The organism is Vreelandella zhanjiangensis DSM 21076 (genome assembly GCF_000377665.1).
Classification (GTDB): Bacteria; Pseudomonadota; Gammaproteobacteria; order Pseudomonadales; family Halomonadaceae; genus Vreelandella; species Vreelandella zhanjiangensis.
Window position 1 is genome coordinate 330,522 of the sequence record NZ_KB898646.1, and the last position, 15,097, is coordinate 345,618.

Sequence of the window (15,097 nt, forward strand, 5' to 3'; positions counted from 1 at the left end):
ATCACGTGTAGGGGCATACGTTGCCCCGGTTATCGCCTACTATCAATTATCGTTCATTACAGGAGCCAAGCACTATGTCTGATCCGCAGCCGGTTTATTTAAGCGACTATCAGCCGCCCGCCTACCGAGTTACCCATACCGAGCTGACGTTTGATCTTGACCCTGCCGCCACCCGCGTAAAAGCACGATTATTGATGGAGCGTAACGACGAGGTAAGTGACCAGGCGCCATTGGTGCTCAACGGCGAGCATCTGGCGCTGATCTCGTTAGCCATAGACGGCACGCCGCTAAGTAACGCCGATTACCAGCTGGATGAAAAAAACTTGTGCATCCCTAAAGTGCCGGCATCCTTTAGCCTTGAAAGCGAAGTAGAAATTGCGCCCAGCACCAACACTGCTCTTGAAGGTCTTTATCAGTCGAGTGGTATGTACTGCACACAATGTGAAGCGGAAGGCTTTCGGCGTATTACCTTCTATCCAGATCGCCCTGATGTTATGGCGACCTTTACCGTTACGGTGATTGGTGATCAAGAAAGCGAGCCCGTTTTGTTGGCCAACGGTAATCCCGTGGACAGCGGTAAGCTTGAGAATGGCCGTCATTTTGCAACCTGGGAAGATCCGCACCCCAAACCGTGTTACCTGTTTGCACTTGTTGCAGGCAATTTACACAAGGTCGAGGATCACTTTTCGACCATGAGCGGGCGTAACGTCACGCTGCAAATCTGGGTCGAAAAAGACAATCTGGATAAAACCGAACACGCCATGGCCTCGCTCAAGCGTTCAATGGCGTGGGATGAGCAGACCTATGGCCGTGAATACGACCTTGATCTGTTTATGATCGTGGCGGTCAGCGATTTCAATATGGGCGCGATGGAGAATAAAGGGCTTAATATCTTTAACTCCGCTGCCGTGTTGACGCACCCGCATACCGCCACCGATGCAACCTTCCAAAATGTTGAAGGCATTGTGGCGCATGAATATTTTCATAACTGGTCGGGCAATCGCGTTACCTGTCGAGACTGGTTCCAGCTGTCATTGAAAGAGGGATTCACCGTCTTTCGTGATCAGTGTTTCTCCGCCGATACTAATTCAGCGCCGGTAAAGCGGATTCAGGACGTATCGTTTTTCCGTACGGCGCAGTTTGCCGAGGATGCAGGGCCCACAGCGCATCCAGTTCGCCCGGATCATTTTATTGAAATCACCAATTTTTACACCCTGACGATTTACGAAAAGGGCGCTGAAGTCGTGCGCATGCTGTGCAATCTGGTGGGGTGGGACAATTTCCGGCGCGGCGCCGATCAATACTTTGACCGCTTTGACGGCCAGGCCGTCACCATCGAAGACTTCGTGGGCTGCATGGCGGATACCTCCGGTGAAGATCTAAGCCAGTTCATGCGCTGGTATGCACAGGCGGGCACTCCAGAAATCGATGCCCACGGCAAATATGACTATGTAAAGAGCGAGTATCATTTAACGCTTCGTCAGCGTACCCCGGCGACGCCTGGGCAAGCCACCAAACAGCCGCTGCATATTCCGGTACGTATGGGGCTGGTGGGTACCAAGTCTGGCCAGGATTTGGCGCTTACTTTAGAAGGCGAGACGCTGGGTAAAGACGCCGTCATTCATCTGCGTGATAACGAGCAGACCTTTGTGTTTACCGATGTCGCCGAGGCGCCTGTGCCCTCGCTGCTGCGTGATTTCTCCGCCCCTGTAAAGCTGCATTTCCCCTATTCGCGTGAAGAGCTGGCGTTTCTGCTCACCCACGACAGCGACGGCTTCAACCGCTGGGATGCGGGGCAGCGCTTGGCTATGCTGGCGTTGGATGATTTGATTGCCGCGCACCGTAATGGCGTTGAAAAAGTCATGGATGCCCGCGTTATCGAAGCGTTTAGAACACTTCTGACAGGGTCGGTTTCCGATAAAGCGGTACTCGCGGAAATGCTCACGCTGCCATCTGAGGCCTATATTGCCGAGCAGCAGCCCATCGTGGATGTCGATGCGATTCACGCCGCTCGGGAATTTGTACGCCAGTCGTTGGCGTTGGCGCTTCGCGATGAGTTTGTTGCCACGTTTGAAGCCAATCGCTCAGATGAGCCTTATGCGCCGACACCTGAACAAATTGCCCAACGTAGCCTCAAAAACATAGCGCTTAGCTATTTGATGTCGATTGAAGATGAGCAGGCTATCGCATTTTGTCAGGCGCAGTTTGCTGCTGATCATAATATGACCGATGTGCGTCATGCGTTAACCCTGCTTGTACACAGCGATCGCGACGATTTATCCTCGCCCGCTTTAAAAGCCTTTGGCGAAAAGTGGGCGCATGATCCGTTGGTGATGGATCAGTGGTTTACGATCCAGGTGACGCGGCCCCAGAGCGATGTGCTGGAGCGCGTACAGTTCTTGATGCAGCATCCGGCGTTTTCCATCAAGAACCCCAATAAAGTGCGTGCGCTGATAGGTGCTTTTGCGCAAAATCGAATCAACTTCCACCGTTTGGATGGGCAAGGGTACGCATTACTCGCCGATGTGGTTATTGAGCTCAATCGCTTGAACCCTGAAATAGCGGCGCGGCTTATTACCCCATTAACGCGCTGGCAGCGGTTTGATGAAGCGCGCCAGTCATTAATGCGTACTCAGCTTGAGCGTATCAAGCAAGAGCCACTATCTTCTAATGTGTACGAGGTAGTCGAAAAAGCGCTGGCATAAACCTTACCAGCGACTCAACCATGAAAGGGAATACATTGGTGAAAGACTTACAACAGCGTTTTTTACTTATTGTAAATGGTAAGTCAGCCGGGAACCCGGCATTGCGTGAAGCCGTTGAAGAGCAGCGGGAGGCAGGGATGCCTATTACCGTTCGCTCGACCTGGGAGGGCGGTGATGCAGCCCTTTTTGCCGAGCAGGCCGCCGACATGGGTATTACCCATGTTATTGCCTGTGGTGGCGATGGCACTGTCAATGAAGTGGTGAACGGGCTGATGCGCGTTCCTCATGACAAGCGTCCTGCACTGGGGATCGTTCCATTAGGCAGCGCCAACGACTTTGCAACCTCCACGGGCCTTCCTTTAGAGCCTGGCCCTGCCTTGGCGGCGGCCAGAAACTTAACGTCCTATCCGATCGATATCGTTCGGGTCACGGCTGAAGCGAATGACAAAAGCGTCACTCAGTATTACGTCAATATGACGACCGGCGGGTTTGGTGCGGAGATAACGTCGACAACGCCGAAAACCCTCAAGCGTATGCTGGGCGGAGGCGCTTACTCTTTAATGGGAGCGCTTAAAGCCTGGCGGCATCGCAGCTATCGGGGCACCTTGCACTGGGGTGACAAAGAGCAGGACGCCTCGCTGCTTTTATTGGCCCTGGGTAACGGGCGGCAATCCGGCGGTGGGCAAGTGCTTGCCCCGCGTGCCAAGCTTGATGATGGTCGTTTGGACGTACTGCTGGTGAAAGACTTCAGCTCCGTGACAGAGCTACCTAGGCTGATTAACGAACTGCAGAACTTTCCGGCTGAAGGTGAGTACGTGCGTTATTTTACAACGAGCCAGTTTACCGTCACTACTCGACGTGAGGATCCTGCCTGGCCGTTAACACTGGATGGCGAGGCGTGCCACTACGATCGTTTTTGCGCTGAGGTAGTCCCATTGGCACTGCGCGTATTATTGCCTGAGGACTGCCCGCTATTATCGGCAAACGATCGACACTGATTCGGCACTGATCTCGCCACCCTTTAAAAGTTTTTTAAGGAGAGGGATTGAATGACAAATCGTTTATGGCTGCCTGCGCTTGCCGCATTAGCACTGTTACTTAGCGCATGTGGCGATTCTCAAGAAGAGTCCAGCGTGACGCTTGATGAACCCTCGTCGGTTTCTGATGATGAGGTCGTGCAAGAGGAAGAAGCGCCTGCAGCGGCTGAGAATGCTGCCGAGATGCCAAGCCCAGATGAGGTAGAAGATGATATTGAGTCGCGTCAGGCTGCAGAGGAGCTTGAACGAGCAGAAGCGCTTCGCAGCGATACCCAGGAAGACCCGGTTAGCGCTGATGAGCCTCTGCAGGAAGTAGAGGCAAATGAGGATACGTTGGCAGCCGACCCCGATGATGTATTGGAAGAGGGCGGCGCGATGCCTGGGGAAGCGACCCGTTCCGATGTGGATCAGATGATCGAGGAAACCGAGCAGCGTTTCGAGGAAGCTCAGCGTCGGTTGAATGAGCAGTTTGAAGAAGTAGAGCAGCAGTCGGTTGAGCCGGATGCTTTTGATGAAGATACGTTCTCGACCGACTGGGAAGTGGAAAGCAGCCTGCCCGAAAACCCACGGCTGGAAGATAACCTGGAAGCGACCGATGTTGACGCCCTGATTGAAGACACCGAGCGTCGGTTTGAGGAAGCCCAGAAGCGTCTTGAAGAGCAGTTCAAAGAAATCGAACGTGAACATGATGATAGCCGTAGCCGCGGCGCTATTCTGAGTGAAGACGCAGACGCAGACGCAGACGCAGACGCAGACGCAGACGCAGACGCAGACGCAGACGCAGACGCAGACGCAGACGCAGACACAGCAGAAACGACTAATCAGACTAATTAATCAGTAGGTAAGCAAGCACAAAAAAGGCCCGCCTAGGCGGGCCTTGCTACATTCGGCTGCTTTTAGGCAAGACGAATGTTAGACGCCTGAAGGCCTTTTTTACCCTGAGTTACCTCAAAGCTGACTTTCTGACCATCCTGCAGGGTCTTGAAGCCTTCAGCCTGAATTTCTGAGAAGTGGGCAAAAAGGTCGTCGCTGCCATCATCAGGAGAGATGAAGCCATAACCTTTTGTATCGTTGAACCACTTGACTGTACCAGTTGCCATTGTCGTTTCCTTAACGTGCTTATAATTAGGCGGGCAGACATACTGTCTGCCCGCCAAAATCAATGTAGATGCAAAAAAACGGGTCGTCCAGTGACGATCTAACGTTTCTTTATTCCTTATCGAGTGCGCCTGTATGTCGCCAGTAAGCCTGTTGGATTCGCAGTTTGTGCCTTTTTTGATCGCTATTACGCTGCTATCAATTACCCCTGGAGTGGACACCTTGCTTGTCATCCGCAATACCGCGCGGGGAGGAATTCGCGACGGCGTGGCCACGAGTATTGCGATCTGCTGTGGGCTATTTGTCCACGCGACGATTTCGGCGCTGGGCATTTCGCTGATTCTGCTGCAATCGGCCTGGGCATTTCATGTGCTGAAGCTTGCGGGGGCGGGCTATCTGGTATGGCTGGGTATCACAAGTCTCATGGCCGCTCGGCGCGGGCAGCCCTTGCCAGTTAAGGGCGCCATGGGTGCTGTGGCGCCTGTTTCGCTCTGGCAGCCGATTAAAGAGGGCGTGCTCTCCAACGTGCTTAACCCCAAAACCGTCATTTTCTATATGGCTTTTTTGCCGCAGTTTATCGCTCCAGGCGACCCGGCATTAATCAAATCACTGTGGTTGGCAGGCGTGCACTTTGTGATTGCCAATATCTGGCAAATTGGCGTGGTGTTCATGGTGGGAGGTGCCAGCCGATGGCTTGCCAGCGTGCGCTTTGCAAAGACGCTAAATGCCGCCACGGGGGCCGTGCTGATTGCGTTTGGGGTGCGCCTGGCGTTGGAACAGCGCCCGATTTAGCCGGGCGCTTTGATCCAGGTGTTTTCAATCGATGTGCTAGCGGCGGGCTAGCAGTGCTCGGTCGTAACGTACCTGCTGTTCGTTTTCATTGAGTAGTGTAACGCCTTCGCTGTTGCCGCCATTGGCCAGGCTTTCAAAAATCACCCGGTAGCTGAGCACCGCCTGTACATAGTCACGCGTTTCACGAAAGGGAATGCTTTCGACAAATAAATCAAACGATTCCATGCCGTTGCCCAGCCACTGATCCACACGCCCTGGGCCCGCGTTATAAGCGGCGGCAGCGGCCAGTCGGTTGCCTTGGTAGCGGTTCAGCTTATCGCGCAGGTAGGTGCTGCCTAAGCGAATATTAAGCTCTGGATCCAGAACGCCGTACGGGCCAGGGTCATTGATACCCAACTGGCGGCTTACCAGGCTTGCGGTACCCGGCATGAGCTGCATTAAGCCGCGTGCGCCAGCGGGGGACAAGGCCTCAGGGTTGTATGCGCTTTCCCGACGGGTAATCGCCATCAGCAGGTAAGGGTCAACGCCGGTTTGGCGGCCCCAGTGTAAAAAGCTATCCCGATAAGCCTCAGGGAAGCGCCAATCAAGGGCGTCCCACATGCCGCCTGCAATAGTGGTCTGCACTAAGCGCGCATGCCACTGTTGATGTGCGGCATAATCAGCCAGCGCGCGCGCCTGCTGAGGAGAGCCGTTTTGCACTGCATACAACCACTCGCTATTCGCCAAGCCGTCTTCACCAATACGCAGCAAGGCTTCGGTACGCTGTACCACGGGAAGCCTTGCGGTATGCTCGCGCGAGGCTTCGTCAAAACGGTTGCGTTCAAGATTCAACTGGTAAGGCTGGCCGAGTTTTTCGGCCGCCGCAAAGCCGAAAAAGCTTCGATCAGTGGCGGCCTGACGGTAGCGGGCCATCGCTGCTTCCTGATTACCCAGTTGCTCATTGGCACGCGCCAGCCAATACTGCCAGCGGCTATTTTCCTGTTGGCTTGCCGGCATTTCGGCTATCCAGTGCAGTACGTCCTGCCACTGGCGTTCGGCCAAGGCACGACGCACACGAAGTTCCAGAACGCGCTCGCTTTCCAGGGAGGGGAGTACGCTATCCACCCAGCCTAAGGTGCCGGGCACTTCGCGCACCAGAGCGTAAAACGCAAGCTCTTCTTCAATGACCTGCTGGTCGCTGGGAAGCAGGTTCAAACCCTGGGCCATGGTTTGCCAGGCGCTGAGCGCTGCGGGCGTATCTTCTCGGGTAAAGCGCTGCATGGCGGCCTTGTAAAAACTCGCCGTGGCCGCACACTCAGGTCCGAGGCAAGCAGGCGCCGACGTGACTGCTCGAATGTTGGCGTCAACGTTATCCGCAGTTTCGACAGCAGTTTGCCATTGGCTATTAAGCTGCCCATTTAAATAGGCTGACAAGCGGCCTTCACCGGCCTGCCAGGCAAGCATTTTACGTTCCCAGATAGCCGTTGAATCAATAGTGCCATTGGCACGCAGGCGATTAAACAGCGGGTCGCACGCATCAGGTTGCGATTTGCCCTCAAGCCATAGCGCAAGCCCTGCAGTGGCCGACTGTTGCGGCTGAGAGTCCAGCAGTGCCGTGTAGTAGTAACACTGACGGGCCGTGCCCGCGGGCTCGCCATCGGCAATGCTCAGCAGATCGCTATAGCGCCCGGAGTTGCCGTACTTCGCGATGGCCTGACCGCGCAGCCACTCCGAAAGCGGCGAGTCGCTATGCTGGTCGATAAAGCCTTGCACCTGAGCGGGCGAGACGTTGGGTAACCGGTTGCGCAGCCGGTGATACTCGACATAGCCACTCAGAATATGGCCTTCAATGGCGCGCTCATCAACGCGGCTCCATTGCTCTTGTCGAGCCGCTTCCAGCGCATCGCGCATCGCGCTGTCGGAGGCGGCCCAGGACGCCGTGGGTATGCTTACCAGTAGCGCCGCGCAAAGGGTGCGAAAAGGGGATTTGAATGACGATGCCTGCATGACACTCTCTCTTGATCGCTAACGGATTAACAGCCGCTATAGTGAACTAAATGGATAAAAATTGTTCAGACAATCGTGACACTTGGAGGATTCAATTACGATGGCCCGATTATCCACTTGGTGGTTATTTCGTCGACTTAAGTCCCGAGTTTGGGCGGTAAAGCGTATTGGACGAGCCTTAAAGCTGTTTATCCCCATGACGCGTGATGTGGTCAGTGGCCGCTTTCGTCCCATCCCCTGGTCTGCGTTTGGCATGATGGCGCTCGCGCTTGCCTATCTTGCAATGCCGTTCGATTTAATCCCAGATTTTCTCGTATTCATAGGCCTGGTTGACGATGTCTTGATTGTCGGCTGGCTGCTTAATCGTATCGATCAACGCCTGGCGGATTACCGTGCCTGGAAAGACGGTGATATCGATATTGCGACTTCTCAACACTCACCTTCTTGAAATCGCTCTGCTTATCCCCATATTCACTTCACAGATTTTTCGTTCCTGTCTCACGCTAGACAGGAACACTAAACAAACGTGATTGATGAGGGCTAAGCGCATGACAACGGCGACTCACGAAGAGACGTTAGGCTTCCAGACGGAAGTTAAGCAACTTCTCAACCTGATGATTCACTCCCTGTATTCAAACCGGGAGATTTTCTTACGCGAGCTTATCTCTAACGCCGCGGATGCCTGCGATAAATTACGCTACGCCGCACTGGATAACGATGCGCTGTACGAAGGCGATAGCGAGCTGCGCATTGAAATCGAGCATGATCGCGAAGCCAATACCGTGACGCTGCGTGATAACGGCATTGGCATGAACCGCGAGGACGTCATCGCTAACCTGGGTACGATTGCGCGCTCCGGCACGGCGGAGTTTCTTAAGCAGATGTCCGGCGAGCAGCAAAAAGATGCCAAGCTTATCGGACAGTTTGGTGTCGGCTTCTACTCAGGCTTCATCGTCGCTGACGAAGTCGCCGTGCGTACCCGTAAAGCCGGTACCGACGCATCAGAAGGCGTTGAGTGGCGCTCCAAAGGTGAAGGCGAATTCACCGTTGCCGATATTGAGCGTGAAGTTCACGGCACCGAAATTATTCTTCACCTGAAAGACGACGCCAAAGAGTTTGCCGACGATTATCGTCTGCAAAGCTTGGTGCGCAAGTACTCTGATCATATTGAAGTGCCGGTGCGCATGCCCAAGACTGAAACTGCCAAAGACGATGAAGGCAACGACATCGAAGGCAGCGAAGTGACCACTTGGGAAACCGTTAACGAAGCCACCGCACTCTGGGCGCGCCCCAAGAGCGAGGTTTCTGATGACGAGTACAAGGCATTTTACAAGCACGTTGCCCACGACTTTAGCGACCCGCTTACCTGGAGCCATAACAAGGTAGAAGGCAAGCTTGAGTACACCAGCTTACTGTACGTGCCGGGCCGTGCGCCGTTTGATATGTACGAGCGTGACGGCGCCCGTGGCGTCAAGCTTTATGTCCAGCGCGTGTTTATCATGGACGACGCTGAGCAGTTCCTGCCGCTTTACCTGCGCTTTATCAAAGGCGTGCTGGATACGCGCGACCTGTCGCTCAACGTCTCCCGCGAGCTTCTCCAGCAGGATCCCAAGGTCGACAAGATCAAAGGGGCGCTTACCAAGCGTGCGCTGGATATGCTTAAAAAGCTGTCCAAAGAAAGCGAGCAGTATCAGACGTTCTGGAACACGTTTGGTAGCGTGTTGAAAGAAGGCCCGGGTGAAGACGCCGCCAACCGCGAGAAAATCGCTGGCCTGCTGCGCTTTGCGTCCACCCATACCGATACGTCGGTCCAGGAGCAATCGCTCGCTGACTACGTCGAGCGGATGAAAGAAGGCCAGAAGAAGATTTACTACGTGGTGGCGGATAGCTTCAATGCTGCGAAAAACAGCCCGCACCTGGAAATCTTCCGTAAGAAAGGCATCGAAGTACTGCTGCTGTCTGACCGTATCGATGAGTGGCTGATGAGCCACCTGACCGAGTTTGACGGTAAATCCTTTGCAGATGTGGCCAAAGGCGAGCTGGACCTTGGCGACGTGGAAGATGAAGCCGAGAAAAAAGCTCAGGAAGAAACTGCCAAGGCCAAGGAAGATCTGGTCAAGCGGGTAAAAGAAGCGCTGAGCGACGGTGTGCAGGAAGTTAAAGTTACGCACCGGTTAACCGATTCGCCAGCCTGTGTGGTACTGCCTGAGCATGAGATGGGTTACCAGATGCGCCGCATCATGGAAGCCGCCGGACAGCCGCTGCCTGAAGTGAAGCCCATTTTGGAGCTTAACCCGGAGCACCCACTGGTCGCCCGTCTTGAAAGCTCGGAAGGTGATCTGTTTGGGCAGCTAGCGCATATTTTGCTGGATCAGGCGATCATTGCCGAAGGCGGTCATTTGGATGACCCCGCCGCTTACGTTAAGCGCCTGAATAGCGTATTGACCGCTTAACACGACGCGTTTGAAAAATAACGGCCCGTTTGGATTCCCAGGCGGGCCGTTTGTGTTAAGAAAATAGGTCGTTAGTTTTGGTAAAATAGTTAGTACGCTTTCATGAGACTTTAGGACATCCTTATGGCTGAGCAGCAAATCAAGGTCGCGGTGCTGGGTGGGGGCAGTTTTGGCACTGCCTTGGCAAGCATCGCGGCGGATAACGGTGCCCATGTGCGTCAATGGATGCGCGATGAAGCGCTCGTGGCGCAAATTAATCAGGAGCATCGCAATGGCCGCTATTTGCCTCACTACGCGATTAACCCTGCGGTTCAGGCCACAACCGATTTGCGCTCGGCGTTAGAAAACGCTGAGCTGGTATTGATTGCGATCCCCTCAAAAGCATTTCGTAGCGTGGTCCAGGCCGCAAAGCCGTGGCTCACGGCGCAACAAATTCTCGTAAGCACCACTAAAGGCATTGAGCAGGACAGCTTTTTGCTCATGAGTCAGGTGCTAAGCGAGGAGACCGGTTTTACCCATATCGGGGTGATCGCCGGGCCTAATCTGGCGTCTGAAATTGCCGACAAGCAGCTAACCGCCACGGTGATTGCCAGCGCCGATGCACTTACCCGTACCCGGGTACAGCAGGCGCTGGGCTGCCGCTATTTTCGCGTGTATGCCAGTGATGACCGCCATGGCGTCGAGCTAGGCGGAGCACTTAAAAATATTTATGCAATTGCCGCCGGCATGGCCGCAGCGTTGGGCATGGGCGAAAACACCCGCAGTATGCTGATGACCCGGGCGCTGGCGGAAATGAGCCGCTTCGCCGTGGCGGAAGGCGCTAACCCGATGACCTTTTTGGGCTTGGCGGGAGTCGGCGATCTTATTGTTACCTGCTCGTCCAATCTTTCGCGCAATTACCGAGTGGGCTATGCCATGGGTGAAGGGCGCAGCCTGGAAGACGCTATCGCTGCCCTGGGCCAGGTAGCTGAAGGCGTCAATACGGTTAAGCTGGTATGCGCCAAGGCGAAAGAGCTGGGCGTCTATATGCCGCTTGCTGAAGGGCTTTATCATGTCTTGTTCGATGGTGTTCCTGCGCAGGATATGGCACGCACCCTCATGATGGGCGAGCAGAGCAGCGACGTGGAGTTCATTCTGCCCCGTGAAGCCGTGCAGCAGGCGCATCTGGATAATCGAGGCTGGCATGAGTAGCTTATTGATTATGCGCCACGGGGAGGCCGCGCCAGGCTTTCCTGATAGCCAGCGGATACTGACGCCGCAGGGTGAAAGCGAAGCCGCTGGCATGGCGCGTTGGCTGGCGGCGCGTAGGGCGAAAGGGGAGCTTGCCTTGCCCAGTCTTTACGCAAGCCCCTATGCGCGCGCCCAGCAGACGGCGGGTATTATTGCTGATGCGTTGGGTTGTCCGCTCAATACGCTGGACTTTATCACGCCCGAGGACGACCCGGCCGAGGTATGTGATTGGCTGTTAACTCAGCCGGAAAGCGCGCTTATCATGTTGGTCAGCCATATGCCGCTGGTAGGCAATCTGACGGAGCTGCTGGTAGACGGTAGGTTTGGGCAGGGATTGGGCTTCGCTACTGCAGGCGTTGCTGAATTAGAGGCGGACGTTTGGGCGGCGGGCTGCGCGCAGCTAAAGCGCTATACGCCACCCAGCCAACTGGCTTAGCGTTTATCTGGCAACCAGAGTGCGACACTGACTAAAACGGGCGGCCCAAGGGCCGCCCGTTTTTTACGTGAACACGATATCTGTTGGCTTACAGCAGAGCGTCAAGCTTCGCTATCAGCACGCCGTTAACCTGCTGGGGGTTTGCCGTGCCGCGTGAGGCTTTCATCACCTGACCCACAAAGTAGCCGATCATCTTGCCGCGTTTCTCAGGCTCGGCATCACGATACTGGGCCACCTGGGCCGGGCTTTCGGCAATCACCTGGTCGATCATGGCTTCAATCGCACCAGTGTCCGTGACCTGCTTGAGGCCTTTAGCTTCGATGATTGCATCGGCATTTTCGCCTTGGCCGTTCCACAGCGCCTGGAAGACCTGCTTCGCGGCTTTGCCATTGATCGTGCCGTCAATCACCCGGCTTAGCAGGCCACCCAGCTGGCGCGCCGAGATTGGGCTATTCGTGATGCTCAGGTTCTCACGGTTGAGCGCGCCGGAAAGCTCGCCCTGCACCCAGTTGGCGGCCTGCTTGGCATCACCACACACGTGATGCACTTCCTCGAAGAACTCAGCCATTTCCCGACTGGCCGATAGCACGGCGGCATCGTAAGCAGAAAGGCCCAATTCACTTTGGAAGCGCTCGCGTTTGTCGGCGGGCAGTTCGGGCAGCTGGCTGCGCAAGTGATCCAGGTAGGCTTCATCGAGCACGACCGGAAGCAGATCCGGGCAAGGGAAGTAGCGATAGTCGTTAGCTTCCTCTTTGGTACGCATGCTGCGAGTTTCGTCGCGTTCAGGATCGAACAGGCGTGTCTCTTGAACCACCGTGCCGCCATCTTCAATCAGCTCGATCTGGCGCTCTACTTCAAACGCGATCGCGCGCTCGACAAAACGGAACGAGTTGACGTTCTTGATCTCGGCCCGCGTACCAAAAGCTTCCTGCCCTTTGGGGCGTACCGAGACGTTGACGTCGCAGCGCATGGAGCCTTCGGCCATGTTGCCATCGGAAATGCCCAGATAGGTCACGATGGCATGGATCGCCTTGAGATACGCCACCGCTTCCTTGGCGCTGCGCATGTCCGGCTCGGAGACGATTTCCAGAAGCGGCGTGCCGGCACGGTTAAGGTCGATACCGGTCATGCCCAGGAAGTCTTCGTGCAGCGACTTGCCGGCATCCTCTTCCAGGTGGGCGTGGTGAATGCGAATACGCTTGGTGGTGTCGTCATCCAGCGTGATATCCACGTCACCCGGGCCGACGATGGGGTGGTACATCTGGCTGGTCTGATAGCCCTTGGGCAGGTCAGCGTAAAAGTAGTTTTTACGATCAAACACCGATACTTCGGCGATATCGGCATGTACCGCCAGGCCAAACTGAACGGCCATGGCTACGGCCTGCTCATTGAGTACCGGCAATGTCCCGGGAAGCCCCAGATCAACCGCACACGCCTGGGTGTTGGGCTCAGCGCCAAAGGCGGTTGAGGCGCCGGAAAAAATCTTGGAACGGGTCGCGAGCTGAACGTGGACTTCAAGCCCAATTACGGTTTCCCATTGCATTAGGCGTTCTCCTCGGCGAAAGCAGGAAGTTGAAGGTGCCAGTCAGTCGCTTGCTGGTACTGATGCGCCACGTTTAAAAGCTGCGCTTCGGCAAAATGTGTGCCCAGAATCTGTAGACCTATCGGGCGGCCACCTGCAAAGCCTGCTGGAACGCTGATGCCGGGAATACCCGCCAGGTTCACAGCGATGGTGTAGATATCCTGCAGATACATCGAAACCGGGTCTTTTTTGGCGCCCAGGTCAAATGCCGGGGTCGGCGAGGCCGGGCCCATGAGCACGTCAACGTCTTCAAAAACGTCGAGGAAGTCCTGGCGAATCAGGCGGCGTACTTTTTGCGCTTTGGTGTAGTAAGCGTCAAAGAAGCCTTCTGACAGGGTATGGGTGCCAATCAGAATCCGCCGCTTGACCTCTTCACCAAAGCCTTCCGCGCGGCTGCGCTTGTAAAGATCGATCAAATCGACCGGCTCTTTACAACGATGACCAAAACGCACGCCGTCGTAACGCGACAGGTTGGAGGAAGCTTCCGCCGGGGCGATAACGTAGTAGGCCGGAATCGCATAGTGGGTATGCGGCAGGCTCACTTCGCGCACCGTTGCGCCTAATGATTCATATACTTTCACCGCATCGCGTACGGCTTGTTCTACGTCAGGGTCTAACCCGTCGCCAAAATACTCTTTCGGCAGGCCAATTTTAAGGCCTGAAAGGGGGGCGTTCAGCGTTTCGGTATAGTCCGGTACGCCGCGGGCAACGCTTGTTGAGTCGCGCACGTCGTGCCCGGCAATCACGTTCATCAGGTGGGCGCAGTCTTCGGCGCTGCGTGCCATTGGGCCCGCCTGGTCCAGGCTTGAAGCGTAGGCAATGATGCCGTAGCGCGAAACGCGCCCATAGGTGGGCTTCAAGCCGGTAATGCCGCAAAACGCCGCCGGCTGACGGATCGAGCCGCCGGTATCGGTACCCATGGCGGCCGGTACAAGGCCTGCGGCCACCGCCGCGGCACTTCCGCCGGAACTGCCACCCGGCACCGCGGTTAAGTCCCAGGGATTTTTAACCGCGCCATAGTGGCTGTTTTCATTGGAGGAGCCCATCGCGAACTCATCCATGTTGGTTTTACCCAAGCTGATGGTGCCTGCCGCGTTAAGCTTTTCAACGACTGTGGCATTGTAAGGGGCGATAAAATTATCCAGCATTTTGGAGCCGCAGCTGGTTTTTACATCGCGGGTACAAAAAATATCCTTGAGCGCCAGCGGAATGCCGGTAAGCAGGCCTGCGTTACCCGCGGCGCGCGCTTTATCAGCGTCTTCTGCTTGATTGAGTGCCTGTTCGCCGGTCACGGTAATAAAGCTATTGAGCGTGCCGTCGGCTTTCTCAATTTTTTGCAAATAGTGCGAGGTCAGCTCGCGACTGGAAAACTCACCACTTTTTAAGGCGGCAGCGAGTTGCGTTAAAGTTTTATCATGCATGACCCGAAAGCTCCGTTCGAGAACGAAAGAGAAGTGTAGAAACTGCGCCAGGAAAGCCCGGGACTTGCTTATTCAACAACACGGGGAACCAGATACAAGCCGTTTTCCACTGCCGGTGCACAGCGCTGAAACATGTCGCGCTGATTGGTTTCCGTGACTTCATCCGCACGCAGACGCTGGGTTGCGTCCAGCGGGTGAGAGAGTGGGGAAACGCCTTCAGTATCAATGCTTTGAAGCTGGTCGACCATGTCCAAGATGCGGCTTAGATCGTCGACAAAACCGGTGGCTTGGTCATCGCTGACGGCGAGTCGGGCCAGGTGTGCGGCCCGGCGCACATGAGATTCTTCAAGCGCCATG

The 15,097-nt window shown here is 55.4% G+C and carries 13 protein-coding genes; 8 read left to right on the forward strand and 5 right to left on the reverse strand.

Annotated features, from left to right (window positions below):
• The first annotated feature begins 74 nt into the window (after positions 1-74).
• Genes pepN through D467_RS0101385 form a run of 3 tightly spaced genes read left to right on the forward strand, consistent with a single transcriptional unit; the run spans position 75 to position 4,576 of the window.
• Entirely contained in the window at positions 75-2,705 is a 2,631-nt protein-coding gene (pepN, locus tag D467_RS0101375) for an aminopeptidase N (protein ID WP_018915710.1), read from the forward strand.
• 38 nt (positions 2,706-2,743) lie between these two features.
• A complete protein-coding gene (yegS, locus tag D467_RS0101380) occupies positions 2,744-3,703 on the forward strand; it encodes a lipid kinase YegS (protein ID WP_018915711.1) in 960 nt (319 codons plus the stop codon).
• 51 nt (positions 3,704-3,754) lie between these two features.
• Positions 3,755-4,576: a hypothetical protein gene (locus D467_RS0101385; protein WP_018915712.1), complete on the forward strand. Its 822-nt coding sequence runs from the start codon at positions 3,755-3,757 to the stop codon at positions 4,574-4,576.
• Between the two features lie 62 nt (positions 4,577-4,638).
• Here D467_RS0101385 and D467_RS0101390 read toward each other — a convergent pair whose 3' ends face one another.
• Positions 4,639-4,842, reverse strand: coding sequence for a cold-shock protein (locus D467_RS0101390; protein ID WP_018915713.1), 204 nt, complete (start codon positions 4,840-4,842; stop codon positions 4,639-4,641).
• Between the two features lie 133 nt (positions 4,843-4,975).
• On the opposite strand from D467_RS0101390, the gene D467_RS0101395 reads away from it, so the two are divergent.
• On the forward strand, positions 4,976-5,632 hold the full coding sequence (locus D467_RS0101395; RefSeq protein ID WP_018915714.1) for a LysE family translocator: 657 nt from the start codon (positions 4,976-4,978) through the stop codon (positions 5,630-5,632).
• Positions 5,633-5,668: 36 nt separating this feature from the next.
• Here the strand turns inward: D467_RS0101395 and D467_RS0101400 are convergent, their stop codons facing one another.
• On the reverse strand, positions 5,669-7,618 hold the full coding sequence (locus D467_RS0101400; RefSeq protein ID WP_018915715.1) for a transglycosylase SLT domain-containing protein: 1,950 nt from the start codon (positions 7,616-7,618) through the stop codon (positions 5,669-5,671).
• A 100-nt stretch (positions 7,619-7,718) separates the two neighbouring features.
• On the opposite strand from D467_RS0101400, the gene D467_RS0101405 reads away from it, so the two are divergent.
• The 4 genes from D467_RS0101405 (at position 7,719) to sixA (ending at position 11,737) form a co-directional block, all read left to right on the forward strand.
• The gene (locus D467_RS0101405) at positions 7,719-8,066 is read left to right on the forward strand and encodes a YkvA family protein (RefSeq protein ID WP_026285557.1); all 348 of its coding nucleotides are present in this window, start codon (positions 7,719-7,721) and stop codon (positions 8,064-8,066) included.
• Between the two features lie 100 nt (positions 8,067-8,166).
• Positions 8,167-10,071, forward strand: coding sequence for a molecular chaperone HtpG (gene htpG / locus D467_RS0101410; RefSeq protein ID WP_018915717.1), 1,905 nt, complete (start codon positions 8,167-8,169; stop codon positions 10,069-10,071).
• Between the two features lie 123 nt (positions 10,072-10,194).
• On the forward strand, positions 10,195-11,262 hold the full coding sequence (locus D467_RS0101415) for an NAD(P)H-dependent glycerol-3-phosphate dehydrogenase (protein WP_018915718.1): 1,068 nt from the start codon (positions 10,195-10,197) through the stop codon (positions 11,260-11,262).
• Entirely contained in the window at positions 11,255-11,737 is a 483-nt protein-coding gene (gene sixA / locus D467_RS0101420) for a phosphohistidine phosphatase SixA (RefSeq protein ID WP_018915719.1), read from the forward strand. The genes D467_RS0101415 and sixA overlap by 8 nt, the downstream gene beginning before the upstream one ends.
• Positions 11,738-11,825: 88 nt before the next feature.
• On the opposite strand, the gene gatB is transcribed toward sixA, so the two are convergent.
• From gatB to gatC, 3 genes are all read right to left on the reverse strand, one after another.
• On the reverse strand, positions 11,826-13,280 hold the full coding sequence (gene gatB / locus D467_RS0101425) for an Asp-tRNA(Asn)/Glu-tRNA(Gln) amidotransferase subunit GatB (protein WP_018915720.1): 1,455 nt from the start codon (positions 13,278-13,280) through the stop codon (positions 11,826-11,828).
• Positions 13,280-14,740, reverse strand: a complete 1,461-nt coding sequence (gene gatA / locus D467_RS0101430) for an Asp-tRNA(Asn)/Glu-tRNA(Gln) amidotransferase subunit GatA (protein ID WP_018915721.1) — start codon at positions 14,738-14,740, stop codon at positions 13,280-13,282. Before gatA ends, gatB begins: the two co-directional genes overlap by 1 nt.
• Positions 14,741-14,808: 68 nt before the next feature.
• Positions 14,809-15,096, reverse strand: coding sequence for an Asp-tRNA(Asn)/Glu-tRNA(Gln) amidotransferase subunit GatC (gene gatC / locus D467_RS0101435; RefSeq protein ID WP_018915722.1), 288 nt, complete (start codon positions 15,094-15,096; stop codon positions 14,809-14,811).
• Position 15,097: the final 1 nt, after the last annotated feature.